At 42.1% G+C, this 25,783-nt stretch carries 25 protein-coding genes and 1 other annotated feature; of the genes, 3 read left to right on the plus strand and 22 right to left on the minus strand.

Annotation, left to right across the window (positions count from 1 at the left end):
* Positions 1-315: 315 nt before the first annotated feature.
* Positions 316-536, minus strand: a binding site (T-box leader).
* Between the two features lie 52 nt (positions 537-588).
* Entirely contained in the window at positions 589-762 is a 174-nt protein-coding gene (locus OMHG_RS18770) for a hypothetical protein (protein WP_010651012.1), read from the minus strand.
* 116 nt (positions 763-878) lie between these two features.
* On the opposite strand from OMHG_RS18770, the gene OMHG_RS11515 reads away from it, so the two are divergent.
* Positions 879-1,940, plus strand: coding sequence for an N-acetylmuramoyl-L-alanine amidase family protein (locus tag OMHG_RS11515; RefSeq protein ID WP_010651013.1), 1,062 nt, complete (start codon positions 879-881; stop codon positions 1,938-1,940).
* Positions 1,941-2,195: 255 nt separating this feature from the next.
* On the opposite strand, the gene dtd is transcribed toward OMHG_RS11515, so the two are convergent.
* The 7 genes from dtd to OMHG_RS11550 all read right to left on the minus strand — a co-directional run bounded on the left by dtd (position 2,196) and on the right by OMHG_RS11550 (position 11,015).
* A complete protein-coding gene (gene dtd / locus OMHG_RS11520) occupies positions 2,196-2,642 on the minus strand; it encodes a D-aminoacyl-tRNA deacylase (protein WP_010651014.1) in 447 nt (148 codons plus the stop codon).
* Positions 2,643-2,663: 21 nt separating this feature from the next.
* Positions 2,664-4,865, minus strand: a complete 2,202-nt coding sequence (locus tag OMHG_RS11525; protein ID WP_010651015.1) for a RelA/SpoT family protein — start codon at positions 4,863-4,865, stop codon at positions 2,664-2,666.
* Between the two features lie 231 nt (positions 4,866-5,096).
* Positions 5,097-5,609 carry an adenine phosphoribosyltransferase gene (locus OMHG_RS11530; protein WP_010651016.1) on the minus strand — a complete coding sequence of 171 codons (513 nt, stop codon included), beginning with the start codon at positions 5,607-5,609 and terminating at the stop codon, positions 5,097-5,099.
* Complete coding sequence (recJ, locus tag OMHG_RS11535) at positions 5,599-7,914, minus strand: single-stranded-DNA-specific exonuclease RecJ (protein ID WP_010651017.1); 2,316 nt, start codon at positions 7,912-7,914, stop codon at positions 5,599-5,601. The genes OMHG_RS11530 and recJ overlap by 11 nt, the downstream gene beginning before the upstream one ends.
* A 56-nt stretch (positions 7,915-7,970) precedes the next feature.
* Complete coding sequence (locus tag OMHG_RS11540; RefSeq protein WP_010651018.1) at positions 7,971-8,306, minus strand: LapA family protein; 336 nt, start codon at positions 8,304-8,306, stop codon at positions 7,971-7,973.
* 113 nt (positions 8,307-8,419) lie between these two features.
* On the minus strand, positions 8,420-10,672 hold the full coding sequence (gene secDF, locus OMHG_RS11545; protein ID WP_010651019.1) for a protein translocase subunit SecDF: 2,253 nt from the start codon (positions 10,670-10,672) through the stop codon (positions 8,420-8,422).
* Positions 10,673-10,718: 46 nt separating this feature from the next.
* The gene (locus OMHG_RS11550) at positions 10,719-11,015 is read right to left on the minus strand and encodes a post-transcriptional regulator (RefSeq protein ID WP_010651020.1); all 297 of its coding nucleotides are present in this window, start codon (positions 11,013-11,015) and stop codon (positions 10,719-10,721) included.
* A gap of 116 nt (positions 11,016-11,131) precedes the next feature.
* On the opposite strand from OMHG_RS11550, the gene spoVB reads away from it, so the two are divergent.
* A complete protein-coding gene (gene spoVB, locus OMHG_RS11555) occupies positions 11,132-12,685 on the plus strand; it encodes a stage V sporulation protein B (RefSeq protein ID WP_010651021.1) in 1,554 nt (517 codons plus the stop codon).
* A 108-nt stretch (positions 12,686-12,793) separates the two neighbouring features.
* Here the strand turns inward: spoVB and OMHG_RS11560 are convergent, their stop codons facing one another.
* A complete protein-coding gene (locus tag OMHG_RS11560; RefSeq protein WP_010651022.1) occupies positions 12,794-14,092 on the minus strand; it encodes an ArsB/NhaD family transporter in 1,299 nt (432 codons plus the stop codon).
* A 129-nt stretch (positions 14,093-14,221) separates the two neighbouring features.
* Here OMHG_RS11560 and OMHG_RS11565 point away from each other — a divergent pair, with 129 nt between their 5' ends.
* Positions 14,222-14,602 (plus strand): TIGR04086 family membrane protein, encoded by a 381-nt coding sequence (locus OMHG_RS11565; RefSeq protein ID WP_010651023.1) that lies wholly within the window; start codon positions 14,222-14,224, stop codon positions 14,600-14,602.
* 142 nt (positions 14,603-14,744) lie between these two features.
* Here OMHG_RS11565 and yajC read toward each other — a convergent pair whose 3' ends face one another.
* The 13 genes from yajC to OMHG_RS11630 all read right to left on the minus strand — a co-directional run bounded on the left by yajC (position 14,745) and on the right by OMHG_RS11630 (position 25,442).
* Positions 14,745-15,005 (minus strand): preprotein translocase subunit YajC, encoded by a 261-nt coding sequence (gene yajC / locus OMHG_RS11570; protein WP_010651024.1) that lies wholly within the window; start codon positions 15,003-15,005, stop codon positions 14,745-14,747.
* Between the two features lie 23 nt (positions 15,006-15,028).
* Positions 15,029-16,168: a tRNA guanosine(34) transglycosylase Tgt gene (gene tgt, locus OMHG_RS11575; protein ID WP_010651025.1), complete on the minus strand. Its 1,140-nt coding sequence runs from the start codon at positions 16,166-16,168 to the stop codon at positions 15,029-15,031.
* 18 nt (positions 16,169-16,186) lie between these two features.
* Complete coding sequence (gene queA / locus OMHG_RS11580; RefSeq protein WP_010651026.1) at positions 16,187-17,212, minus strand: tRNA preQ1(34) S-adenosylmethionine ribosyltransferase-isomerase QueA; 1,026 nt, start codon at positions 17,210-17,212, stop codon at positions 16,187-16,189.
* Between the two features lie 31 nt (positions 17,213-17,243).
* Positions 17,244-17,435, minus strand: a complete 192-nt coding sequence (locus OMHG_RS11585; protein WP_010651027.1) for a DUF2905 domain-containing protein — start codon at positions 17,433-17,435, stop codon at positions 17,244-17,246.
* Between the two features lie 2 nt (positions 17,436-17,437).
* Positions 17,438-18,442: a Holliday junction branch migration DNA helicase RuvB gene (ruvB, locus tag OMHG_RS11590; protein ID WP_010651028.1), complete on the minus strand. Its 1,005-nt coding sequence runs from the start codon at positions 18,440-18,442 to the stop codon at positions 17,438-17,440.
* Positions 18,443-18,458: 16 nt separating this feature from the next.
* The gene (ruvA, locus tag OMHG_RS11595; protein WP_010651029.1) at positions 18,459-19,064 is read right to left on the minus strand and encodes a Holliday junction branch migration protein RuvA; all 606 of its coding nucleotides are present in this window, start codon (positions 19,062-19,064) and stop codon (positions 18,459-18,461) included.
* Between the two features lie 89 nt (positions 19,065-19,153).
* A complete protein-coding gene (locus tag OMHG_RS11600) occupies positions 19,154-19,885 on the minus strand; it encodes a YebC/PmpR family DNA-binding transcriptional regulator (RefSeq protein WP_010651030.1) in 732 nt (243 codons plus the stop codon).
* An 88-nt stretch (positions 19,886-19,973) separates the two neighbouring features.
* On the minus strand, positions 19,974-20,531 hold the full coding sequence (locus OMHG_RS11605) for a YhcN/YlaJ family sporulation lipoprotein (RefSeq protein WP_010651031.1): 558 nt from the start codon (positions 20,529-20,531) through the stop codon (positions 19,974-19,976).
* 68 nt (positions 20,532-20,599) lie between these two features.
* Positions 20,600-21,340 (minus strand): NAD(+) synthase, encoded by a 741-nt coding sequence (gene nadE / locus OMHG_RS11610; protein WP_010651032.1) that lies wholly within the window; start codon positions 21,338-21,340, stop codon positions 20,600-20,602.
* Between the two features lie 238 nt (positions 21,341-21,578).
* A complete protein-coding gene (safA, locus tag OMHG_RS19245; RefSeq protein ID WP_010651033.1) occupies positions 21,579-22,586 on the minus strand; it encodes a SafA/ExsA family spore coat assembly protein in 1,008 nt (335 codons plus the stop codon).
* A gap of 150 nt (positions 22,587-22,736) precedes the next feature.
* Positions 22,737-23,588, minus strand: coding sequence for a prephenate dehydratase (gene pheA / locus OMHG_RS11620; RefSeq protein ID WP_010651034.1), 852 nt, complete (start codon positions 23,586-23,588; stop codon positions 22,737-22,739).
* Positions 23,589-23,617: 29 nt separating this feature from the next.
* Complete coding sequence (obgE, locus tag OMHG_RS11625; protein ID WP_010651035.1) at positions 23,618-24,898, minus strand: GTPase ObgE; 1,281 nt, start codon at positions 24,896-24,898, stop codon at positions 23,618-23,620.
* Between the two features lie 13 nt (positions 24,899-24,911).
* A complete protein-coding gene (locus OMHG_RS11630) occupies positions 24,912-25,442 on the minus strand; it encodes a Spo0B domain-containing protein (RefSeq protein WP_010651036.1) in 531 nt (176 codons plus the stop codon).
* Positions 25,443-25,783 lie beyond the last annotated feature (341 nt).

Here is a 25,783-nt window from a genome sequence, read left to right on the forward strand (position 1 = left end):
TCCCGCAGGAGTCTCCGTGTATTTCCTCCGCTAAGATTTGGCCTTCTGAATCAAATTACTGATATTCAATTATTAAGCTGATGGATTGGAGCGTAGGGCAGTCGACTCCAGCGGGAATAGCAACAGCTGAAGATCCCGCAAGAAGCCGGGCTTGCTTCTGAGGAAGCTGAAGCGTTGCCCGCGGAAAGCGACTGCCCGGAGCGGAAATCGGCCGTTGCTAGTTATGTCGCAGTTTTTAGCAAATACAGCGTTAGAAATAACAATAATACTTACGAAAAGAGCCTAAAACAAAAAACTCCCGTCCCTTATATAAATATAAGGGACGGGAGTTTACCCGCGTTGCCACCCTAGTTGATGCCAAACAACAGCATCCGCTCTACACAGTTAACGCCTGCAAAACGTTCATACCTACTATATTTCGATATAAATCCTCGGGAATGTCCTTCATCAGACCACCATGGAAAATGCTCTCAGCCAGGCGACATTTTCTCTCTATACATGTGATATCTGATTACTTTTTCCGTCATCAGTGTACATTGATTTAATTTAATTGAATGTCTATTATATTAATCGGAACAAACTATAATGTCAAGAACGGCTTAACTTTTTCTTCAATAATTTGACTTCGCCAATCGATATCCCCAATTCGCTTGCAATCTCAAGGTAATTCCCCTGCCCTTCCAGCTCGATAAATTGGTGGAGATCCGCAGTGAAAATGTCTTTCTGGGTTGCTGCATTCCATTGCTTATCATTCATTCTCAACCTAGTTTCCTCCTCATTTCATATACCTGTCATCTATAGTTTTGCCTTAAATGAAAATTTTTATTATACTTATTAGATAGATACATAAACATAAAATGAAATTTGGGAGGAAAACCGTGCATTCAGGAAAACTGATTTTAATATTATTTACTGCATTCATCTTCTTCCATGCAACCGGAGGGAATGTCTATGCTGAAGAGGCCGTGATTACCGGATCCAACCTCAATATCAGAAGTGGACCCGGAACAGAATACGAAAGCATCGGCAGTGCCGATACTGGTCAAAGCTATACGGTTGTCCAGCAAATGGACGACTGGGTTGAAATTGAATTGCCTGAAGGAACGGGCTGGGTTTCAGCAGAATTTATCTCTGTATCCGAAGACTCGACAGCAGAACCAGAATCCTCTGCCGTATCAGGTGAAGAACCCGGTGTCAGTTCCATTACAATCCAGGAGGACAACACACAGTTAAGAGAAGGACCTTCAACAGAGCATGATATTATTGACTTTGCCGCTGAGGGTACTGAATTTGAGGTTATTTCCAGTTCTGGCGATTGGTATGAGGTATCAAATGAAGAAGTTACGGGATTTGTATTAAAGGATCTCATCAATGATTCCGGCAGTACCGATAACAGCGGATTCAAAAATAAGACAATCGTCATCGATGCGGGCCATGGCGGAAGAGACGTTGGAGCAATCGGCGCAACAGAGTCGTTTGAAAAAGACATTACCTACCTGACAGCCCACGAGCTGGCACAGGAGCTTCAATACCTTGGGGCAGATGTACATCTCACGAGAGCAGATGATGAGTTTATTTCCCTTGCCAGCAGAGCAACATACTCGAATTTTGTCGACACGGATGCCTTTATCAGTCTCCATTATAATAGTGTACCGGAGCTGCCGAATGTATCTGGGATAGAATCGTTTTATTATGCCGGTCAAAATGAAAAAATGGCTCAATATATTCAAGAAGGCATCATAAAGGAAACCGAGGTATCTGACCGTGGAATAGGAGAAGGAGACTTTCTTGTGCTGCGAATGAACATGAAGCCTTCCGTGCTCCTGGAACTGGGATTCATATCCAATCCCGAGAAGGAAGCATTGCTTAAAACAAATGCCTATCAGAAGAAACTGGTCAGCGGCATCGTCAGCGGTCTTGGTGCCTATTTCGACGAATAAATAAACAATCTGCTTTCCTTAATACAAAGAGGATGATGTTACAGCAAAAAATCGCCCTGTCCGTTAATTGTCGGTTATTCACCTGCAATATAATGGACCTGGCGATTTTTTTAATCGTTCTTGCCAGAAATGACATGGAACGTTTCGTGATATAAAAAAGAAACTCTATGTTTGGCTGCAGCCCTGAAAACTCCTGCAGCACATCAAAAAAGGTGCCCTCAAGCCATAAAATATATGACACAGCCCCTTTTTTGCCTATTTCTCCTTACTGTCAACGATCAAAGTAACCGGCCCGACATTTGTAAAGGTAACATCCATCATTGCGCCGAACTCGCCTGTTTCTACAGTTATCCCCTGTTCTCGCAACTGACGATTAAAAATCTCATATAATTGTTTTGCAGCCTCCGGTTTTGCTGCCTGCATGAAATTGGGACGTCTTCCTTTTCTTGTATCTCCATAGAGCGTAAATTGGGATATGGACAAAACTTGACCATTGACGTCCTTTAGCGAAAGATTCATTTTTCCGCTGGCATCCTCAAACACACGCAAATGAACAATTTTATTTACCAGATATTCTACATCATCGATTGTATCTTCATGGGTGACCCCTAGAAGAACAACAAATCCGTCATTGATCTCACCGACAGTTTCTTCTTCTACTTGAACATCAGCATTTTTAGCCCGTTGTATGACTGCTTTCATTTCTATTGCCCCTTTAAATAATTACTGTACCGTTCTTGTAACCGTATAGACATCTTTTATCTGCTTGATGCGTTCAACAATTTTCCTCAGATGATTGGTGTTATGAATCAGTATCGTTATATGGATAATCGCCATTTTATTTCGGTCAGATTTTCCGTTAACATGTGTAATGTTCGTTTTCGTTTCATTCACCGCCTGAAGCACTTCATTAAGAAGACCCCTGCGATCATATCCGGTAATCTGAATATCGACATGATATTGCTTGTTGTCTGTATTTCCATTTTCCCACTCAACATGAAGATAGCGTTGTTGTGCTTCTTCTGTTTGTACATTTGGACAATCAGAACGATGAACCGAAACACCTCTTCCCTTTGTGATATAACCGAGAATTGTATCACCAGGTACGGGATTACAGCATTTAGCAAGACGGACAAGCAGATTGTCCACGCCTTCCACTTTTACACCAGAGTCCTTTTTATGGGACCTGCTGTGGCTGGGATCGGTTTTTACTTCCTCCAAGGTTGTCGCAAGGTCCTGTTCCTTCTGTCTTGTCTGACGGAGTTTTTCAGTCAGCCGAGTAGCTATTAACGCAGCAGTGATTCCCTGATAGCCGACAGCTGCATACATATCCTCTTCATTCGTGAAATTGAACTTATCGTATACGCGCTGCATATTATCGGGCAGCAGAACTTCTTTCGGTTCAATATTTAAAGCGCGGATTTCCTTCTCAACCGCTTCCTTGCCCTTGATAACATTTTCTTCTCTGCGCTGTTTTTTGAAGAATTGCTTGATTTTGCTTTTGGCCTGTGACGTTTGCGTCATTTTCAGCCAATCCTGCGAAGGACCATAGGAATGCTTTGATGTCATTACCTCGACAATATCACCGTTTTGCAGTTTATAATCCAGCGGCTCCATTTTGCCGTTTATTTTGGCACCTATTGTCTTGTTTCCTATTTCGGTATGGATTTTATAGGCAAAATCAAGTGGTATCGAGCCGGACGGCAGCTCAATAACTTCTCCTTTTGGCGTGAACACATATACCATATCGAAAAAAAGATCGATCTTAAGTGATTCAATGAATTCCTCCGCATCATGTGTATCATTTTGCCAGTCAAGTATCTCCCTGAACCAAGTCAGCTTTTCTTCAAAAGATTTTTTGCCTGGTTTCACTTGCTTGCCCTCTTTGTAAGCCCAGTGGGCAGCAATACCATACTCAGCAATCTCATGCATTTCCTTTGTTCGTATTTGAACTTCAAGCGGGTCGCCCTTTGGCCCGATTACCGTTGTATGGAGTGACTGATACAGATTCTGCTTGGGCATTGCAATATAGTCCTTGAATCGTCCTGGCATTGGTTTCCAGTTTGTATGGATGATTCCCAGGACCGCATAGCAGTCTTTAATACTGTCGACAATGATACGGACTGCCAGGAGGTCGTATATTTCGTTAAATTGCTTGTTCTGCAAAACCATCTTTTGATATATACTGTATAAATGTTTCGGACGACCGGACATTTCCGCTTCAATATTCACTTCATGTAAATCTACCGAGAGTTCATCAATAACTTCTTTAATGTAAGATTCTCGTTCTTCCCTTTTCTGTTTCATCAATTGGACAATTCTATAATATTGCTGGGGATTAAGGTACCTTAATGCTGTATCTTCCAACTCCCATTTGATAGTTGAAATTCCGAGACGGTGTGCGAGAGGAGCGAATATTTCCAATGTCTCATTGGAAATTCTACGCTGCTTTTCAGATGAAAGATGCTTTAGCGTGCGCATGTTGTGCAGCCTGTCTGCGAGTTTGATCAGAATGACACGGATATCCTTTGCCATTGCAACAAACATTTTACGATGATTCTCGGCCTGCTGTGCTTCTTTTGTTTCATAGCGGATTTTCCCTAATTTGGTTACTCCGTCAACCAGCATTGCTATTTCATGATTGAATTCCTGCTCCATTTTTTCGAGGGTAACGTCAGTATCTTCTACCACGTCATGCAGAAAACCTCCGGCAATTGTTTCGGCATCCATTTCAAGATTGGCAAGTATTCCTGCAACCTGGACAGGATGAATAATATAAGGTTCACCGGATTTCCTGAATTGATCATGATGGGCTTCACTTGCGAAATCGTATGCATGCTGAATCAATTCAACATCATCGTTCGACAAATAAATACTAGCCTTATTTATAATGTCTGTTATCGTTAAATTTTCTTCTTTTGCCATATAATCACCTTTACTAGCTGTCTGGATTATTTATTACATATTTTCATGGAAATAAACTCCGACATATTTATACAAATGTCCTAAATATTTTAATTATATGCCTTTCCGCTTCCCATGTCCATTTAAATTTTCATATAACAATAGGTCTGACGATAGATAGCGTCAGACCTATTGTTTTTATACTATTCATTCCCGCAATATATTGCAACTGCGAATGTTCCGGACCAATAATCAATATGTCATTAAGGTTAAAACGTCATAGCCTTCTAGTTTTTCTTTTCCATCCAAGTAGCTCAGTTCAATCAAAAATGCGCAGCCGGCAACAATACCGCCAAGTTCTTCCACTAGTTTAATTGTTGCTTCAATGGTACCTCCAGTAGCAAGAAGGTCATCCGTTATCAATACACGCTGGCCTGGTTTGATAGCATCTTTATGAATGGTTAATACATTCGTTCCATATTCTAGACCGTAATCCACTTTAATGACCTCACGTGGGAGCTTGCCTTCTTTTCTGACAGGTGCAAAGCCAATCTCCAAGGCATAGGAAACAGGACAGCCAACAATAAATCCGCGCGCCTCTGGTCCTACTACGATATCGATTTCTTTTTCTTTGGCAAATTCCACGATTTCATCTACTGCTGCTTTATATGCTTTTCCATTGTCCATTAATGGCGTAATGTCTTTAAATTGAATTCCTTGTTTCGGCCAGTCTTCTACAATTTTAATATATTGCTTATAATCCATTTACTGCTTCCTCCTTGGGATTTCCCAAATAATCCATACAACTGCTGAACCATTCTTTTAATTCATCATAATTGGAATAGTATAATTGTTTTTCGATTGCTGCCTTTTGAAGACGCTCCTGATAAGATACGGAGTCCTGCAGATCCTTTTTCGCAGGATTTGCAACCGCCTCAATTATTCCATTGTCTATTTTAACAAAACCAAGTTCAAAAAACACCTTTGATATAAAGATAACCTTGTCCCTGTTCCAGCCTTTATGTGTTAATATGGCGTTCATCTCTGACTTCATATCAATCACTTTGCGCTTTCTGACCAATGCATAGAACCATATAAATTCTTCTCTTGCAGGAAATGCCGACAGATAGGCACTATCCTCCAAATGAAAGCAGGCATAGATATTAACCGGCTTTACCTTTTGAATAATATCTTTTAATACATCTAGATTGGAGGGCAGATCATACAGATAGAGATTGTCTTTCTTTTCCAGTGATTCTACTGGGTCACCGTAAGATACCTGATCAACTCCGGCATGAATTTCATCACCGGATCCCACTATCAATTCTCTTCCATTCCAATCGGGGGTAATAGATTCCATGCGCTTTCCACGATAGTCAAACAGCTGCCATTCGTCAATTCTCATGTCCTGGATCATCATTTGTACTTTTCGGTTGCCGTTCCATTCGTTGACCCCAAGTTCACCAGCGACTGTCAAAGCTGTTTGCGGAGAAATATACTTATGGAGTTCACCCAAACCAAAACCGATTCCATCGAGTAATGTCCCTTGGCTCCTGAATTGCAGCTTAAGATGATTTTTGGCACTGCCGATTATACGAGCGTCAGCAGGGATTTCTTTTAATTGAAAAATCGGCTTGGGGTTTTTCATCCCAAATGGTGCAAGCTTCTCAATTTCAGTAACAAGATCTTCGCTTACTTGATCCATAGTCAGTTCTGCGCTGATCAATAATTCCTGTTTATAATCAGCTTCCGATAGCTCTTCATGGATAAACATATCAAGTTTCTCTTGGACAGCAGCAAGGTTTTCAATAGGAAATGTCATTCCGGCAGCTTGGGCATGGCCCCCGAAGTGTGTAAAAAGTTCTCTGATCTTCATACAATTCCGGAAAAAATCAAACGCCGGAATGCTTCTGGCTGAGCCTTTGACAACTCCAGTCTCTGGTTTAATTGTTAATACGATTGCTGGGCGGTCATACTTACGGACCAATTTGGATGCCACAATACCAAGAACACCTTCGTTCCATCCTTCTTTTGCGGCAATGATAACTCCATGCTCCTTAGACGATTGTATGACAGACTCTGCCTCAATGACAATATCGTTTACAATTTTCTTCCGCTGCTGATTGATCTGATCGATTTCTTCCGCAATGTCCTGTGCCGTTTCCATGTTATCGGTTAGAAGCAGCTGGACAGCCAAATCGGCATCCTGCAGTCGTCCAACAGCATTTATTCTTGGTCCGATTGAAAAACCGACATCCTCTTCAGAAACATTCCCTTCTATATTGCAAAGCCGTTTAAGTGCCTTGATGCCCGGATTGTTCGATATTGTCAAAGCATGGAGGCCATAAAAGGCCAATACTCTGTTCTCGTCGACCAATGGCACCAGATCGGCTATTGTACCGATTGCTGCAAACTCCAATAAATGCTTAGGAAAATAACCAAGTAAGACTTGAGCAAATTTAAACGCAACTCCTACCCCCGCCAATTCTTGAAAAGGGTATTCCGGTGAGCATTTCGGATGCAGAATACAGAAGCACTCGGGCAGCTCCTCCTGCGGTTCATGATGATCGGTTATAATCAGATCAATACCTAACTCTTTAGCGATTGCAGCCTCATGTACGGAAGCAATCCCCGTATCTACTGTAATAATCAGCGTATATCCTTGCTCTGCAGCTGTTCTGAATGCAGCTTCATTCGGTCCATACCCTTCCGTAAAACGGTTTGGAATATAATAATCACAAATCGCGCCAATTTCTTCTAAAGCTTTGATCATTACGGTGGTCGAACTTACACCATCTGCATCATAGTCACCATAGACAAGAATTTTTTCATTTGCTGCAACAGCATTATGTACACGCTCGGATGCCGCTTCAATAGCAGCAATGCGAAGCGGGTCGTGAAGGTTTTTAATATCAGGTGATAAAAATTGTCTCGCTTCTTCTGTACTTGTAATGCCCCTTTGCAGTAAAAGCCTTTTCACGGTTGATGACAATTCAAGTGAGTCTGCATCAAACTCCACCGACTCTTTGTTTGCCTCGCTATATTTCCATTTTGATTTACTCTCTAACATTACTTCACCCCTGACTAATCTATTATACAAGAGACTAGCAGGGGTAGCAAACGGAATTATTTCTCTTCAGTGGACCCATCCTGGAAATCTGTTGGTTCTTCCATCGTTATTCCTTCTGCAGGAACATTATATTCCTCAAGCTTTTTAATTAGTGCTGCGTTCTCAGCCTTTAATACCTTTATTTCTTTCTGTAATCGGTAAAATCTCATAGAACCAACGATTGCAGTAATAATCCCGCCCATCAGTAAGGAAAACAAGATTACGAGGATCAATGGTGACTCCTGTGTCGAAAATAAATAATTCACTTCTACCGGTTCTACATTGATCACTGCAAAGACTGCCACAATGATCACCAGAATAATTGCTAAAATGACGTATGTCTGACCTTTCATACGGTTCTCCCTCCATTTTTCTTTATAGTTTAGATTACCCTCTCAGGCTTTTATTTAAGCATAGATTAAAAACAAGCTTTGTTAGGTTCACTAACAAAGCTTGTTTACTGTCATTAAACCTGTGGGCCATCCACACGCTTCTTCTTGGTGAATTCCAGCGGTTTATCTTTTACTTTCCTTCCGCGCCATACAAGCCATATTTGCGAGGCAAGCAGCAACGATGAATAGGTTCCTGCAATTAAGCCTACTGCCAGTGCGATTGCAAAGCTGACAATGGAGGATGCTCCCAATACCATAAATGCCAATACAGCAATGACGGTTGTAAGCGAAGTGTTTAGCGTTCTCGTAAACGACTGCACAATACTCATATTGACAATACCTGCAAGTTCTTTGAACGACTTGACGCGTTTCTTCTTCCTGATATTTTCTCTGACACGGTCAAAGATTACAATTGTGTTATTGATGGAATAACCTACAATCGTTAAGAGTGCCGCCACTATTGTAATGTCAAATTCAATCTGTGTAATGCTGAAAGCGGCAAGCATAATGAATACATCATGCAGTAGTGCAATCAATGCCGTTGCAGCAAAGAAAAATTCAAATCGGATCGTAACATAAATGATCATGAATACAGAAGCGATGGCCACTGCATAGATTGCATTTTTAACAAGTTCCTCACCGACAATCGGGGACACGACACTTACACTCGGATCCTGTCCGTATTGCTCACTAAAATGCACTCTCACTTCTTCTACCTGATCATCTGTCAGCACCGTTTCAAAACGGGAGACAGCAAGCTGATTATCGTCTCCGGAAAGGACAACCGATTTAGGCTCTATTCCAAGCTGTTCAAATTCGGATTCCACTTCTTCCGTTGTCAGACTCGAGTCAGATACAATCTCGACACGGGTACCACTTGTAAAATCGACTCCAGGGTTGATTTGGAAAACGGCAATGGAAATGGCGCCAGCAATAATAAGGATTAGGGTACCGATAAAAAATTTTTTACGATGCTGCACAATGTTCACATTACGATTAAATAATTTCGGTTCCTCTTCTTTTTCTGCTATATCGCGAATATCTTTCTGCTTTACGCCAAGCCACGTTTTGCGTTTTGTCAGAAATCCGCTTTGCACCCAGAACCCAAGCAGCAGTCTTGTGCCGAGGACTGCTGTCAGGAAGCTGATCAGTATACTGATAATCAGCATCGTTGCAAATCCTTTAACCGAACTCGTACCAAATATAAACAGAACGATAGCGGCAATCAATGTCGTGATATTCGCATCAAGGATGGTCGTAAATGAGTTTTTGTTACCGGTCTTAAAGGATGCTTTTGCTGATTTGCCTGTCCTTAATTCTTCTTTGATGCGTTCGAATGTAATTACATTCGCGTCTACAGCCATACCGACACCTAGAATTAACGCTGCAATACCCGATAGAGTCAAGACCCCATGCAGCAATTCAAACACCAATAGAACCAGATAGACATAGAATATTAAATTGATTGATGCGATCAGACCAGAGAAACGATAGAAAACAAGCATGAACAGGAGGATGAGTCCTACACCAACAATACCTGCTATCAGGGTTTCATTTAATGCCTGTTCTCCAAATTGAGCCCCAACCGATGTAGAGAAAATCTCTGTCATATGAACAGGAAGAGAGCCCGAATTAATGATATCAGCCAACTGTTTGGCAGACTCTACCGTAAAGTTACCGGAAATCATGACATTGGTCGTATTCAATGGTTCACTTACGTTCGGAGCTGAAACAAATTTCGGCTCTGCCTCGAGTGCTTCAGCCTCGTATGAATCTCCTTCTTGAAAGTCCATCCAGATGACGAGCTTATTATCCGGTTCTGCCATCTGACTGATCTGAGTTGTTATTTCCCCAAATTTAGCTCCGTCCTTTAACTGCAGGGTGACGATTGGAGCATTTGTCTGCGGGTCGAAATCCTGCTTGGCACTTCCCTCTTTAATATCTGTTCCATCCATTAATTCTTCGTCATTTACATCACGGAAAGATAACTGTGCAGAAGTGGACAGCAATTCTCTGGCCGCTGATTGATCTTCAATACCTGCCAGCTGAACCCGGATTCTGTCTTCGCCCTCAATATTGATGACAGCTTCACTAATTCCCAGCCGGTTGACACGATCGTTTAACGTTTCAACTGTACCTTCCATTAAATCTCTGGTAACTTGCTGTGTTTCATCGACAGGTTCAACTTCATAGAGAACCTCAAAGCCTCCCTGCAGATCCAATCCAAGATTAATATCTTTTGTTATTCCTGTTACCGTTGTTCCAATTGTTCCTGCCAAAACCAGTACGACAAGAAAAAAGGCAACGATTCTGCCTCTTTTATTCATTTAATCAGCTTCCTCCTTAATAGTGCAAAACAACTATGTATGATTCCTACTCTTCCCGCTTCCCGCCAGTTAATGCAGCGATAGAGGCCATGAGATTATCGTTTTGATAGGATTTCATCGTCAAGTAGCTTAGATACGTATTTGATGCCAGGTGGAGTATGTCCTGAACAATTTCATGCAGCCTCTTCTCAGGTTCCCCCTTCCATACCTTTTTTACAAGGCATGTCCAGACATCTTCAGGTGTTGCCTGTGAATAACCCATCATTTCAAGTTCCTCTGCCTTGCTCTTCAATGCTGGAATAATCATTTGTTTCCATTCGCTGACCGTCTGTATAATTTCCATATTTACCCACCATTTCTCCGGATATACTTTTTTAGCTTGTCATGCATTGTCCACCTTTTAGCATATATATCATTGTATATGATATTTAATTATTTGAGAAGGCAGGTCGACAAAAAATGACCAAACAAACATTTCTCCAGGGTGCGCTAATACTAATAGTTGCTGGCATGATTACGCGATTTATGGGTTTCATCAATCGAATTGTTGTTGCAAGGCTGATGGGCGAAGAAGGTATAGGTCTCTATATGATGGCCCTCCCTACCCTGTTTCTCGTAATGACCCTGACACAGCTCGGCTTGCCTGTTGCCATATCGAAGCGCGTAGCAGAAGCCGATGCAGTAAACGATCAGGCCAAGATTAAAAAAATCCTAATTGTGTCCATAATGGTAACTATGTTTACGAGCATCCTCTTCACCATACTGCTTGCAATCGGTGCACCATACCTAGCATCCTTCCTGCTTACAGACAGCAGGGCCATGCTTCCGCTGATTGTCATTAGCCCAATCATTCCAATCACCGCTGTTGCTGCCGTTCTAAGAGGATATTTCCAGGGCAAGCAAAACATGAAGCCGCAAAGCTATGCCCAAGTGATTGAACAAATTGTAAGAATTACTTGTGTTGCTTTTTTTGTAAACCTTCTGATGCCCTACGGAGTGGAATATGCTGCTGCAGGTGCGATGATTAGTGTAATCATTGGCGAATTCATTTCCCTGTTGTACATGATCCATACATTCAAAAAGAAAAAGACTTTGAAACTGAGAAACCGATTTTTTGCATCCTTAAAATCAGGACAAGATGTAGCAAAAGAGCTCTTCTCCATTGCTATACCAAGCTTGGGCAGCAGGATGATCGGTTCCATCTCCAATTTTCTCGATCCAATTTTAGTCGTACAGAGTCTAGCAATCGCTGGAATATCAAGCTCACTGGCCACAAGGCAATACGGAGAACTTACTGGCTATGTCATGCCATTATTATATCTCCCTACATTTATAACCCATTCATTATCAATTGCACTTGTTCCATCAATTGCCGAGGCTGAAGCAAATAAAAACAGGAAAATGATTCATTACCGGATTCATCAGTCTATCCGTATTTCGTTTGCTTCCGGAGCGATTTCGACGGTCGTGCTCTCCCTGTTTTCCGTTCAACTGCTAACCTATATGTACGGAAACGGCGATGCCAGTCATTATTTGATATTAATGGCGCCATTTTTCCTGCTCCTCTATATACAGTCTCCGTTACAGGCCACACTACAGGCGTTGGACCTTGCAAAGCCTGCCATGTGGAACAGTTTAATTGGCATGGGGTTAAAGTCGGCTGTATTGATCGCCCTTGCCTCCAACCCTAATTTTGGCATGATAGGGGCTGCAATTGCTATTTGTGCCAGTGTGGTAGCAGTTACCTTACTCCATTTGGCCGTTCTGCATAAAGTAATCGGGTATTCCATACCGTTGCTGGATGCTTGTAAAATGGCTGTTCTGCTGTGCCTCTCCTTTGCCGGCGGCAGCTACCTGAAGCATATCTATGAAGAAATGGAAGGTAATCTTCTGCTATTTATAGGTCTCCTGCTCCTATTGCTGATAATTTATATATTCCTGCTTTTTGTTCTAAAATTCATTACGAAAGAAGAACTAAAGCAGATTCCATTATTTCAAAAGCTCCTGCAATAAGACTAAAAAACATCCAGTCCAGTTTAAGTGCTGCAATAATCAGCTAAAAACAGCTTTTACAGCATAGTTAAAAATACAGACACCTGCCAATGGCAAGTGTCTGTATTTTTATCCTTCCCCCATATAAGGAATCAAATATCGAATATAAATATAAACAGTAGATACAATCAGAGAAACTATCACAATCGGAAGACCATACTTCATGAACCTGATAAAGGAAATTTTTTGATCATCGGCCTCTGCCATTCCAGCTACTACAACATTGGCGGACGCCCCTACAAGGGTGGCATTTCCTCCCAGACACGCTCCAAGGGCCAAGGACCACCAGATAGGGTCCAGATAGACCATTCCGTATGTTTCGAATTCATGGATGACCGGTATCATGGCCGCTACAAACGGGATATTATCGATGAACCCGGAGAATAGGCCTGAAACCCATAAAATGAGCAACGTCGTTTTCACATAATCTCCTTCTGTCGAATAAACGATCATCCTTGCCATCTCATCAATTGCCCCCACTTGCTGAAGGCCTCCAACCAAAGCAAACAAACCAATAAAAAAGGATAAGGTAACCCACTCCACTTTTGAAAGCACGTGTTCTGTTTTCAGTTCATTTTCTGTCAGCAATAAAAGTAAAACCGCTCCTGTCAGCGCAATGGCTGTCATTTCAATATGAAGTATCGAATGCAGGAGAAATCCGCTTAATGTCATAACAAGAACCGCAATAGATTTATATAGGAGCGGAGATTGAGTAAGGTTTGCTTTGGCATCAATAGCCATCAGTTCTTCCAGATTTGGAGTTATTGTCCCTAAACTTTTCCTGAAGAACAGTATGCTGAAAAGGATAAGAAGCAGAAACATAATGCCCGCCACCGGGGCTGTATGCTGAATAAACGAAAGGAATGTAAAATGCTCGACAGCCTGTCCAATCATAATATTTGGCGGGTCTCCGATTAACGTTGCCGTCCCACCAATATTTGAACTGAATATGATTGTTAATAGATAAGGGAATACCGGCAATTTGAGCAGTTTGGTTATTTTCAGCATGACCGGCACAAAGATTAGCACCGTTGTCACATTATCAAGGAATGCTGATCCCAGTGCCGTCAAAAAAGCTGAGCCAATCAAAAGCGATATTGGATTCCCCCGTACTTTTTGGGCAAATCGGATAGCAATGAAGGTAAATAATCCCGTTTGTTCTGTTATTGAAATAAGCACCATCATGGAAAACAGCAATGCAATCGTATTCCAGTCAATATACTGAAAGAACACCTCCTCTGTCGTGTAAATTCCTGTCAGGAGCAAGAGAACGCCACCAGCGAGTGCTGCTATAGCACGGTTAATTTTCTCGGTCATGATGAAGAAATAACTAATTAAAAATATAAGGCCTGCAAGTATGACATCCATATTAGCCCTCTTTCACCTTAATTTATAGATCTCTATAAATTGTATGCTTGTGAAAATATAAATATCTTCTTCTAAATTAATTTCATGCGAATAAAATGAGGGTAAACGGACAAACATGGGGGGAAAGCAATGCAGAAAAATCAATTCATTGCATTATTGTATGGTTGGATTGTAGTCTTTGGCATTATACTAATATCCAGTTTCATTTTAGCCCTGATCTGGAATTTCACGGCATTAAAAGAGTCTGGACTGCAATGGGCAACATTGGTGATTGGCCTGTTGGCCCTATTTTCCGGTGGAATTACAGCCGGCATCAAAGGGAAGGCAAAAGGATGGATGATTGGCGGAGCTACTGGAATAGGGTTCTCTTTAATCATTTTTCTCATTCAATATCTTGGTTATCAGCAAGGTTTTTCACTGGAACAGGGCCTCTATCACCTGAGCTATCTGGCAGCAGCACTTCTTGGCGGCATTATCGGCGTAAACCTGACTGAACCAATCAGTGAATAATGTAATTGAAAAAAGAAGTTAATGCATTGGCATTAACTTCTTTTCATGAAAACGATGTGTGCTTTCTATGTATCTTCATACATACCATGCACCCGTATAAGCCAAGAATCAGTGTTTCTCAGCTTATAACCCGGTTACATTATTAAGCCTGTTTCACTTCGCGGACCGCAGAGCGATCGTACGTAAGTTTTGTACCATCGACAGTGACTAAAATGAGTGTAGATTCATCAACCGCATGAACCTTACCATGCATCCCGCCAATTGTAACGATGTCATCTCCCTTTTGCAGGTTTGTCTGCATTTCCCTAACTTGCTTCTGTCGCTTTTGCTGCGGACGAATAAGAAGGAAGTAGAAAATGACGAACATCAAGATAATAGGTAATAATGATACTAACATATCCATATTATTTCACCTCTTTCTATTACTTAAAAATTCTTTGCATCTGGTTTATTCAAACCATATTGCTCAAAGAATGACTCTCTAAAATCACCAAGTCTATCTTCTTTTATAGCAGTTCTTACCTGCTCCATCAATTTTAACAGAAAATGGAGGTTATGATAAGTCGTAAGTCTGAAACCAAACGTTTCATTGCATTTTATTAAATGCCTAATATAGGCACGTGTATAATTTTTACATACATGGCAGTCACAATTTTCATCAATAGGACTAAAGTCACGTGCATACTTGGCATTTCTCACAACTAGTCTTCCGCTCGATGTCATGCATGTACCATTTCTTGCAATTCTGGTTGGAAGGACACAATCAAACATATCAACACCGCGAATAGCACCATCAATTAATGAATCTGGTGAGCCAACGCCCATAAGATAACGCGGCTTTCCCGATGGCATTAGTGGTGTCGTGGTCTCGAGAATTCGATTCATAATGTCTTTAGGTTCTCCAACTGACAATCCTCCAATAGCATAACCGGGAAAATCCAATGAAACAAGGTCCTGTGCACTTTGCTTCCTTAGATCCTCATATTCGCCTCCCTGGATGATGCCAAACAGGCCTTGGACATCTTTTCTTTCATGGGCCTCCAAACATCTTTCTGCCCATCGGGAAGTCCGTTCGACTGAGGATTTCATATAATCATAGCTGGCAGGATATGGAGGGCATTCATCAAATGCCATCATAATATCCGAACCGAGTGCATTTTGTATTTGCATCGCTTTTTCAGGAGAGAGGAAAAGCTTGTCTCCATTTAAATGATTCCTGAAATGGACACCTTCTTCTTTGATTTCTCTCATGTCACTTAGGCTGAATACTTGGAAACCACCGGAATCTGTCAGTATTGCCCCATCCCAATTCATAAATTTATGGAGACCGCCCGCTTCACGAATAATATCCTCACCAGGACGCAGCCAGAGATGATAGGTATTGGACAAAATGATTTTCGCATCCATTTGGTGAAGCTCTTCAGGACTCATGGTTTTGACGGTTGCAAGTGTTCCTACTGGCATGAAAGTCGGTGTATCAAAAGATCCGTGCGGGGTATGGACCCGTCCCAGCCTTGCACCTGTCTGTTTATCTGTCTTAATCAATTCATAGGTTATTGGTGTCATAAGTATTCTTTCCTCTTTTTATAAAATTAACATCGCATCTCCAAAACTGAAGAAACGATATTTTTCCTTCACTGCCTCATTATAGGCTTTTAGCATCGAGTCTCTATCGGCAAGCGCACTAACGAGCATGATCAGCGTTGATTTTGGCAGATGGAAGTTTGTAATCAGACCATCAATTGCCTTGAATTCATATGGCGGATATATGAAAATATCAGTCCAGCCGCTTGATTCCACAAATGTATCGTTGTCTCTTGCTATTGTTTCCAATGTTCTAGTAGATGTTGTGCCAACAGAGATGATTCTGCCGCCATCTGCTTTTACCTGATTTAACGTATCGGCTGTTTCCTGACTCATATGATAGAACTCGGAGTGCATCTTATGTTCATCGATATCATCCACACTAACAGGACGGAAGGTTCCCAGCCCGACATGCAAGGTAATAAAAGCAATGGTTACGCCCATTTCGTTGATTTCTGCAAGAAGTTCGTTCGTAAAATGCAAACCTGCTGTAGGTGCAGCTGCAGAGCCCTCTTCCTTGGCATAGACGGTCTGGTAGCGTTCTTTTTCAGGAAGTTGTTCTTTAATATATGGAGGAAGAGGCATTTCTCCCAATTCATCCAGTACCTCATAGAAGATTCCATCATAAGAAAATTCCATTACACGTCCGCCGTGTTCTTTCATTCCTTTACATGTCGCCTTCAGTTTCCCGTCTCCGAAGATCAGCTCTGTTCCAAGCTTTACTTTTCTGGCCGGTTTTGTAAGGACTTCCCACGTATCCTGTTCTTCCTGATGCAGCAGCAATACTTCTATCTTTGCACCAGTATCCTGTTTTATTCCATAGAGCCTGGCGGGAAGCACCCGGGTATCATTGAGGACGAGACAGTCACCTTTTTTCAAGTAGTCCTTTATATCGCTAAAATGCCTGTGCTCGGTTTGCTTTGTCTGTCGATTGAATACAAGCAGCCTTGACGCTGTCCGTTCTTTTAAAGGGGTTTGGGCAATTAATTCTTCTGGTAGGTCAAAATCAAAATCTTCTATATTCATGTTGTATCTCCTTACTGTAAGCTTCACAATCTTAGCGGAATTTTCCTAGAATAAAAAATAGCAATGAAAGTATGATGCTGATGACAATTGATGTCATGATTGGAAAATATACCGTGAAATTCCCCTTTTTGACAGTAATGTCACCTGGCAGTTTGCCAATGAAAGTCCAAATGAGACCAATGATTACGAACGCGATACCGAGGACAATAAAAAGCTTTCCCATGTTCATCCTTCACCCTGGCCGTTTAATCCAAAATGCTGGTATGCTTTAGGTGTGACCACTCTTCCCCTTGGTGTACGCTGGATAAAACCAATTTGCAGAAGATACGGTTCATAGACATCTTCAATCGTCTGGGATTCTTCTCCGATTGTCGCTGCAATGGTGTCCAGTCCAACCGGTCCTCCATTGAAGCCATCCATAATTCCTTTTAACAGCTTGTGATCGATATGATCCAAACCGGCATCATCCACCTGCAGCATGTTTAATGCAAGATCTGTCGTTGCAAGATTGATTTCCGTTTCTCCTCTAACCTGAGAAATATCACGTATCCTTTTCAACAGTCTATTGGCAATCCGGGGCGTTCCCCTCGATCTTCTTGCAACTTCGATAGCTGCTTCTTTTGTAATGGATGTATCAAATATTTCGGCAGTTCTCTCCACAATCGAGCACAGGTCTTTGACTTCATAGAATTCCAGTCTGCTTAAAACTCCAAACCTGTCCCGGAGCGGCGCAGTAAGCAGCCCTGCTCTAGTAGTTGCCCCGACAAGCGTGAATGGAGGCAAGTCAATCCGAACTGATCTGGCGCTCGGGCCAGTACCAATAACAATATCGAGGAAAAAATCTTCCATCGCTGGATAGAGGACCTCTTCAACGGCTCTTGGAAGACGATGCACTTCATCGATGAATAACACATCCCCCGGCTCAAGCGATGATAGAATAGCGGCAAGATCGCCTGCACGTTCAATAGCAGGTCCTGATGTTGAACGGAAATGAACCCCCATTTCATTCGCGATAATAGCAGCCAATGTCGTTTTACCTAGTCCGGGTGGTCCGTATAATAAGACATGGTCAAGGGGTTCTTCCCGCATTTTGGCAGCCTGAATAAATATACTGAGGTTTTCTTTCACTTTGTCCTGCCCAATATATTGATTCAGGCTTGTTGGACGCAGACTAAATTCAATAGCGGTGTCATCCTCTTGGATTTCACCAGTAATCATACGTTCGTCCATAATGGTCCCACCTTTCCTAATTTCTGACAAGCAGCCCTAGCGCTTTTCGAATTGCCTCATCTGTGCTTGAAACATTCTCCTTCTTCAGTTCGGGCATGATCCCTTTTACTTCTCTATCGGTATATCCAAGAGCTTTCAACGCTTCTCCTGCCTCTTTGATTAGCGCACTCGCATCTTCTTGTTTTTCCGTTGTCTGTTCTGTCTCCGTATCTATCGAGAAGACATGGATAAGCTTCCCTTTCAAATCGAGAATAATTTGTCGTGCGGTTTTCTTGCCAACTCCAGGAAAGCTTGTCAGGAATTTGTCATCTTCCCTCTCAATCGCTGCCACGAAACCAGCTATGTCCACACCTGCAAGGATCGCCAAAGCACCTTTTGGACCGATGCCGGAGACGGAAATCAGTTTCGTAAATAGATACTTCTCGTCCTGATTCTTAAACCCGTATAATACCTGTATATCTTCACGTACATAATGATATGTATTGATCAATATCTCTTTTCTTAACGATGTTTGAAATGCAAATGGATTTGCACAAACTATTTCATAGCCGACACCTTGTACATCGACAATTACTGACTCATCCTGAATCGTTGTCAGCTGACCCTTAATATAGGCAATCATACAATCATTCCCTTTACTTATTTTAACATAGTTACTCCGGAAACAATAAACTTCTATTCCCTCATAGAAATAGAAGTTTATCTCACAGTTTAATTGGATTCTTCCAAATTATGATGAATATCCTGTACATCTTCGCTTTCTTCCAATGTTTCAATTAGATTCATCATTTTTTGCTCATCTTCCGGGGCGAGCTGATTGTAATTTTGGGCAATCAATGTCACTTCCCCGTCAGAAATCTCATACCCGTTCGCAGTTAGGTGTTCGGAAACGGTCTGAAAATTCTCTGGCTCGGTAAATATTTCATATGCTCCGTCCTGAACGGCAATATCCTCAGCACCTGCTTCAAGTGCGTCCATTGTTATCGCATCTTCATTGATGGAGGCATCATCATTGGTGATGACTATATATCCTTTGCGATCGAACATAAAGGATACACTGCCATTCTCCCCCAGATTTCCGCCATTCTTTTTGAAGGCATGTCTCACTTCAGCAGCTGTTCGGTTTTTATTGTCTGTTAAAACATTTACGATAACAGCAACACCGCCAGGACCGTAGCCTTCATAGGTAATCTCTTCATAGGTTGCACCGTCAAGTGTACCCGTTGCCTTCTTGATATTACGGTCTATGTTGTCATTGGGCATATTATCTGCCTTTGCCTTTTCCACTGCCGCTCTCAAAACGGCATTCGTACTAAGGTCTGCTCCACCCTGTTTTGCAGCTATATAGATATCTTTGGCATGCCGCATAAAGATTTTACCTTTTTTAGCATCCTGAGCATTTTTTCTTTTCTGTATGTTTTTCCATTTAGAATGACCAGCCATTGGACTTTCCCCTCTCTAGAAATTCTTTTCTTACTATAACAAAAAATACAGTTCGGGAAAAGGAAAATCCTTTCTAAAAGCCGATCATCTAATCGTTCAGCTGAAATAAATCCTCAATGAATTTCTCCACACCTTCTCCGCTGTTTTTCGCTCCCAGCCTGGCATCCAGGTTTTTCATTCGGTCCCAATGGATTTCATCTGTGTATACGATGATCTCCTTATCGGTATCCGGAACGATTTCCCTGACGTATTCCTCAACATCCGGCACCTCAAGGTTAAAGCGTTCCTGAAGCATGACAGCGACAATAATACGGTCATCTGTGGATGCAACCTGAGCCTGAATGATATCTTTGCGCTGCTGCAATTCCTCAGATATTCGAATCGATTCTTCATTGGTATATGCATCTGTATAGTTGCTGAAATCAGCATCATTAGCCATCTTTTGTTCACTTTGAGGATAGCCGCCCTGTTCTCCGATCGATGATTCATCTTTATTGTAGATGTCCCGATCTTTCCTATCAAAGTGAATGGGCTGTATCGAACCACCATCATTTATATCCGAAGTCTGCTGTGTACGTTCGCCATTTGTACATCCAGCTGCAAGCAAAAGGATCAGCATTAGTGATAGCAATAATTTATTCAACATAAAATAAACCTCCCTTATATGTAGTTTGCATAAGGGAGGTTTATTTACACAGTTAAATTAAGGAAAAATCAGCTACGTTTAAACTGCGGTAGACCATCGCGTTTATGGGATGTGCGTCGATGCATTGTCTCGATGATTTCTTTATCTCCGGCAGCAATTTCCTGCCCCTTCAAATATCCGTCAATTGTATCATAGGATACACCCATTTCTGCTTCATCGGTTTGATTTTCCCAAAGATCAGCACTTGGCTTCTTGGCAACAATCTGTTCTGGAACTTCCAGATATTTAGCCAATTCTCTAACTTCTGTTTTAGTAAATTCGACTATTGGCAGAATATCCACTCCGCCGTCGCCATATTTGGTGAAATAACCCGTATACCATTCCGCTGCATTATCAGTTCCAACCACTAAATAATTATAATTGGTTGCAATCGTGTACAGCGTACCCATCCGAAGTCTCGCTCTCAGATTCGCTCCCGCCAGGCGATCATTCTCTTTGTTAAATTGACCTTTTTCTTTTAATCCGCTTTGGATCTGCGAATACATTACATTGTGTGTGTCTGTAAGATTCACCGTCATGGAATCAATTCCACTCTTTTCAATAACACTTTTCGCATCATCCAAGTTGGCATCTGAGGTATAAATTGGCATCATAACACCCAGAGAGTTATCCGGACAGGCTCGTTTGATTAAATTGGCAACTACAGCAGAATCAAGACCGCCGCTAACGCCAACAAGCAGTCCATCTACGCCGGCCTGTTTAACTTGTTCCTGCAACCATTCTACAATTGCATTTACTTCATTTTCCATTATAATCTCTCCTCATAACATTTCTATTTTTATTATATATTACCATTGATTCCCTATTTTTCAAAAATAAAGGCATATACGAAGAAGAATTTTGTCGGTTTGGAGCTGGTAAAATAATGAAAAGCTGAAAAATACTGATATATGCTATATGTCACGTGGCCAAGCTATAAAGCTTGCTTATATAAAAATAACGACAGACAAAATAAAAGAGACGAACTCTAGGTCGCCTCTGTTGTAGTTATTCATGATGGTCCTTTTCTTCATTTTCTTTACGCAATCCGGAAAAATTAGGAAATGTAGGGGGACTCGGATAATAATTAGTTTCTTGCGGGTTTTGAATTTGTGGCGGGTACATGTTGCCAAAACTACCCTGGTTCGGATAGGAACCAGCCATTGCATTCTTGCCCTGATCCGCTGGATATGGCACCAATGGACTGCTTCCCTGACATCCACAGTCGGACGTGGCAGGAGCAACTTGCGGCATCATCGGGTATGCTGGTTCCATTTGTCCTTCCATAGGGTATGCAGGATGGTGGAACGGCATTGCAGGCCAACATGGATGACAATAATGCCAGTAAACAGGGACCATATGCGGGGGCGGGCTCTGTATTGGCTGTTCTGCTGCCGGCTGCTGATATGTCGGTTGTTGAACCGGTTGCATCTGCTGATATGTCGGCATCTTCCCAGTTTGTTGTTGAGCAGCCTTCTGCACAGGCTTCTGTCCTGGATCCTTCTTTTTTGTTTCTGGTTTTTTGTTTTCTGGTTGTTTGTTTTCTGGTTTTTTAGCTTCTATTTTATCCGGCAACGGTGCAGGCAATATCTGCGGCATCTGTGGCATCTGTGGCATCTGCGGAAAGTTAATTGTTGTGTGGTTGCTGATATCCTGCTCCATCATGGGCATTTGCGGTAATGCAGGAACAGGCATTTGCGGCTGTACGGGTTTTTGAGCCTTTGTATCATCTTCTTTAATTGCTGGCATTGGCTTTGGAGAAGTATTCATGTACGGCTGCTTGACTGTTTCCTTTTGATTCTCCTTTTGAGTTTCCTTTTGCTGTGTTTCCTTTATAGCAACAGTTTCTTTTTTAACGGCTTTTGCCGAACCTGGCACTTTAATTTTCATGCCGGGCATAATCATATCCGGACTCGACAGCTGTGAATTTAATCCTTTCAGCTCTTCAAAATCCACTCCGTACTTTTTGGAGATTTCCCACAATGTATCTCCCTTTTGAACAATGTGTATTTTCAAAATGAACGAACTCCTTTCATTGCATTAATCTGGGCTAATTTCTCTATATCAGCATATGCACTAAAAGATTAAAAGTTGCCCACGAAATTCCAAATGGACGTCAAATGAAAAAAACCGCCGATGCCATTTATTGGCCCGACGGTTCGTTGTTTAAATATTCATGTGGTAGACAGGATATGTACCAAGAATGGTCACTTTGCATCCCAATGCCTCCAATTCCGCTTGGACACCAGGGAAAAGGACATCATCATACTGCTGGTTAACATCGATCATAAAGAAGTAATTGCCTAAACCTGTTTTCGTTGGACGGGATTCAATTTTGGAGAGATTCATCTTCCTCCATGCGAATGCGGATAAAATCTGGTGCAATGCACCGGACTGGTCACTTGGTAAAGTAATCAGCAATGTTGTTTTCTCCGTCTGAATCGGGTGGTTGATCTGGACAAGATCTTTATTTTTCGTCAAAGCCAAAAAGCGTGTATGGTTATTTGGATAATCGTGAATGTTCTCCTGCAGTATCCGTAAACCATACTCACTCGCAGCCAGTTTATTGCCAATTGCAGCAATTGGTTCATTGCTTTCGCTGACAAATTCTGCAGCCTTACCGGTAGATGTCGTATATATCGTATTCGCATTTGGCAAATTCTGATGGATATACTGGTGACATTGTGCTATAGCATGGCTATGTGAATGCACCTCCATAATGTCGGAAAGCTCACCAATGAAGTCTTCCCGCACCAGCAGATGCTGCTGAATCGGAACGACAATCTCTGCTGCAATCGGAAGCCTGACCTGATGCACCAAATAATCTACGGTTAATTGCACCGTTCCTTCGATAGCATTTTCCAATGGAACGACTCCTATATCGATTATTCCTTTATCGACCGCATCAATACATTCCGGGATTGTCTTAAAACTTTGCTTCTCTTCTCGGTTAAAGGCAGTATCTACTGCCAATTTGGTGAAGGTCCCCTTCGGACCCAAATAGCCAATCGTCGTCAAAAATATCCCCCCACAATATCCTGCTGTTTCTATTCTACAAATTCAAATTCATAATCCAGCAGACGGATAATGTCGCCGTCCTTTGCACCACGTTCCCTTAGGGCAGTATCTACACCCATTCCGCGCAATTGTCTGGAGAAGCGTTGTGCTGATTCATCGTGCTGGAAATCAGTCATTTTAAATAATTTCTCTATTTTAGTTCCATAAAGGACATATGAACCATCCGGATCACGGGTTATTTGGAAAGGTGCTTCCTCTTTCTGATAGCGGTATACAACTGTTTCATCCGCATCATCAAGTTCTGTCGTGACTTTCGGAATGGATTCAAGCGCATCTGCTATCGCAAACAGAATATCGCGTAATCCCTCTCTTGTCAGAGCAGAAATTTTATAAACCGGATAATCATCACCAAGTTGCTCTTTGAATTTCGCCAGATTCTCTTCTGACTCAGGCATGTCCATCTTGTTGGCCGCAATAATCTGCGGACGGTTCATTAATCTTGGATCATATTCTGCCAGTTCCTGATTGATTTTGACAAAATCATCATATGGATCTCGCCCTTCCGTACTGGCCATGTCAATCACATGAACAATCACTCGTGTACGTTCCACATGACGGAGAAACTGATGTCCAAGCCCAACGCCTTCTGATGCTCCCTCAATCAGACCAGGTAGATCGGCCATCACAAAACTGCGATGATCACTTGTATCGACCACACCTAGATTAGGGGATAGTGTTGTAAAATGATAATCTGCAATTTTTGGTTTTGCAGCACTTACGACCGAAAGGAATGTTGATTTACCTACGCTTGGAAATCCAACCAGTCCAACATCGGCGATGACCTTCAGCTCCACCTTAATATTCCTTTCCTGACCTGGCTCACCATTTTCAGCAATGGCCGGAGCAGGGTTATTGGCTGTTGCAAAGCGGGTGTTTCCTCTTCCGCCCCTTCCGCCTTTCGCTATAACTGCCTGCTGCTCATGAACCAGCAGATCTGCAATCACTTCGCCAGTATCCTCATCAATTACGGTCGTACCTGGTGGAACAGGAACTACTAATGCCGATGCATTTTTCCCATGTTGGGTTTTACTCATTCCGTTTTCTCCGCGCTTACCTTTAAAATGGCGATTATAACGGAAATCCATTAACGTGTTCAGACCTTCGTCAACTTTAAATATGACGTCTGCCCCATTTCCGCCGTCACCACCGGCCGGACCGCCAAGTGGTACATACTTCTCTCTGCGATAGGCAACAAGGCCATTACCGCCGTCACCTGCTTTTACAAATACACTGACCTGATCTACAAACATTCAATTCACCTCATTATTGACATGGTACAGAAAAACCAAAAATTATTCCATCGGCAGTATTGTCTATGTCAATTTCTAAACTTTCATTTCGATTTTTTATAGCTTCTATTTCTTGAACAGATTCATTGGATTCACTTTCGATTAAAAGGGTTGCCTTTATCGGAGAATCAGCTGAAATTTCCAGTTCCAGCTTCGTATCATACAAAATCTGACTGTCCAATACATCCTTACATATTCCTACAATATATTGACATCGCTCCAATAATATCGAATCCAAATGCTGCAGATCCCGATGTTCTGAACTGATTTTGTATGTAAGCCGAAAATTCTCGTAACTATGATTAAATCCGATTATCCAAAGCATAAAGGCAGGCATATTCAGACTCATTAGTTTTCGTTCTTCATTGTAATGACGGAGCGTTTCACTCAGCTTATCTTCTGCTTTATCTGCTTTTCCCATGCCTAAATAGCCTTGGACAATCTGCAGCCGGTTCATTAAATCATGCCGGTAATGCTGTAAAACTCGAATCGTATCATCACTCATCACACTTCCACCCCATTATGAAGAAAGTATAGCAGAAATAAACTAAAAGCGGAAGCGCCCGGGTTGCGACGTATGGGCTGGACCGATCCGCAGGAGATATAGGAAACAGGATGAGCTTCAGCGAATCCATGTTGACTTATCGCACGGAGGCGAGGGAAGTCCAATAGGCGCTGGGCGCTAGAGCTGGATAAACTAAAAGCGGAAGCGCCCGGGTAGCGACGTATGGACTGGACCGATCCGTAGGAGATATAGGAAACAGGAAGAGCTTCAGCGAATCCATGTTGACTTATCGCACGGAGGCGAGGGAAGTCCAATAGGCGCTGGGCGCTAGAGCTGGATAA

This window comes from Oceanobacillus massiliensis str. N'diop (assembly GCF_000285495.1).
In the GTDB taxonomy this organism is placed as follows: domain Bacteria; phylum Bacillota; class Bacilli; order Bacillales; family Amphibacillaceae; genus Oceanobacillus; species Oceanobacillus massiliensis.

Excerpts from the sequence above, each read along its gene's own strand:
- OMHG_RS11530 (WP_010651016.1), bottom strand. The coding sequence starts at position 5,609 with ATGGATTATAAGCAATATATTAAAATTGTAGAAGACTGGCCGAAACAA.
- secDF (WP_010651019.1), bottom strand. The coding sequence starts at position 10,672 with ATGAATAAAAGAGGCAGAATCGTTGCCTTTTTTCTTGTCGTACTGGTT.
- tgt (WP_010651025.1), bottom strand. The coding sequence starts at position 16,168 with ATGACACCAATAACCTATGAATTGATTAAGACAGATAAACAGACAGGT.
- OMHG_RS11525 (WP_010651015.1), bottom strand. The coding sequence starts at position 4,865 with ATGGCAAAAGAAGAAAATTTAACGATAACAGACATTATAAATAAGGCT.
- OMHG_RS11560 (WP_010651022.1), bottom strand. The coding sequence starts at position 14,092 with ATGGATGTCATACTTGCAGGCCTTATATTTTTAATTAGTTATTTCTTC.
- spoVB (WP_010651021.1), top strand. The coding sequence starts at position 11,132 with ATGACCAAACAAACATTTCTCCAGGGTGCGCTAATACTAATAGTTGCT.
- dtd (WP_010651014.1), bottom strand. The coding sequence starts at position 2,642 with ATGAAAGCAGTCATACAACGGGCTAAAAATGCTGATGTTCAAGTAGAA.
- OMHG_RS11550 (WP_010651020.1), bottom strand. The coding sequence starts at position 11,015 with ATGGAAATTATACAGACGGTCAGCGAATGGAAACAAATGATTATTCCA.
- OMHG_RS11585 (WP_010651027.1), bottom strand. The coding sequence starts at position 17,435 with ATGGGAAAGCTTTTTATTGTCCTCGGTATCGCGTTCGTAATCATTGGT.
- queA (WP_010651026.1), bottom strand. The coding sequence starts at position 17,212 with ATGAATATAGAAGATTTTGATTTTGACCTACCAGAAGAATTAATTGCC.
- nadE (WP_010651032.1), bottom strand. The coding sequence starts at position 21,340 with ATGGAAAATGAAGTAAATGCAATTGTAGAATGGTTGCAGGAACAAGTT.
- OMHG_RS11630 (WP_010651036.1), bottom strand. The coding sequence starts at position 25,442 with ATGAGTGATGATACGATTCGAGTTTTACAGCATTACCGGCATGATTTA.
- OMHG_RS11565 (WP_010651023.1), top strand. The coding sequence starts at position 14,222 with ATGCAGAAAAATCAATTCATTGCATTATTGTATGGTTGGATTGTAGTC.
- yajC (WP_010651024.1), bottom strand. The coding sequence starts at position 15,005 with ATGGATATGTTAGTATCATTATTACCTATTATCTTGATGTTCGTCATT.
- OMHG_RS11605 (WP_010651031.1), bottom strand. The coding sequence starts at position 20,531 with ATGTTGAATAAATTATTGCTATCACTAATGCTGATCCTTTTGCTTGCA.
- OMHG_RS11600 (WP_010651030.1), bottom strand. The coding sequence starts at position 19,885 with ATGGCTGGTCATTCTAAATGGAAAAACATACAGAAAAGAAAAAATGCT.
- obgE (WP_010651035.1), bottom strand. The coding sequence starts at position 24,898 with ATGTTTGTAGATCAGGTCAGTGTATTTGTAAAAGCAGGTGACGGCGGT.
- ruvB (WP_010651028.1), bottom strand. The coding sequence starts at position 18,442 with ATGGACGAACGTATGATTACTGGTGAAATCCAAGAGGATGACACCGCT.
- OMHG_RS11540 (WP_010651018.1), bottom strand. The coding sequence starts at position 8,306 with ATGAAAGGTCAGACATACGTCATTTTAGCAATTATTCTGGTGATCATT.
- recJ (WP_010651017.1), bottom strand. The coding sequence starts at position 7,914 with ATGTTAGAGAGTAAATCAAAATGGAAATATAGCGAGGCAAACAAAGAG.
- ruvA (WP_010651029.1), bottom strand. The coding sequence starts at position 19,064 with ATGATTGCCTATATTAAGGGTCAGCTGACAACGATTCAGGATGAGTCA.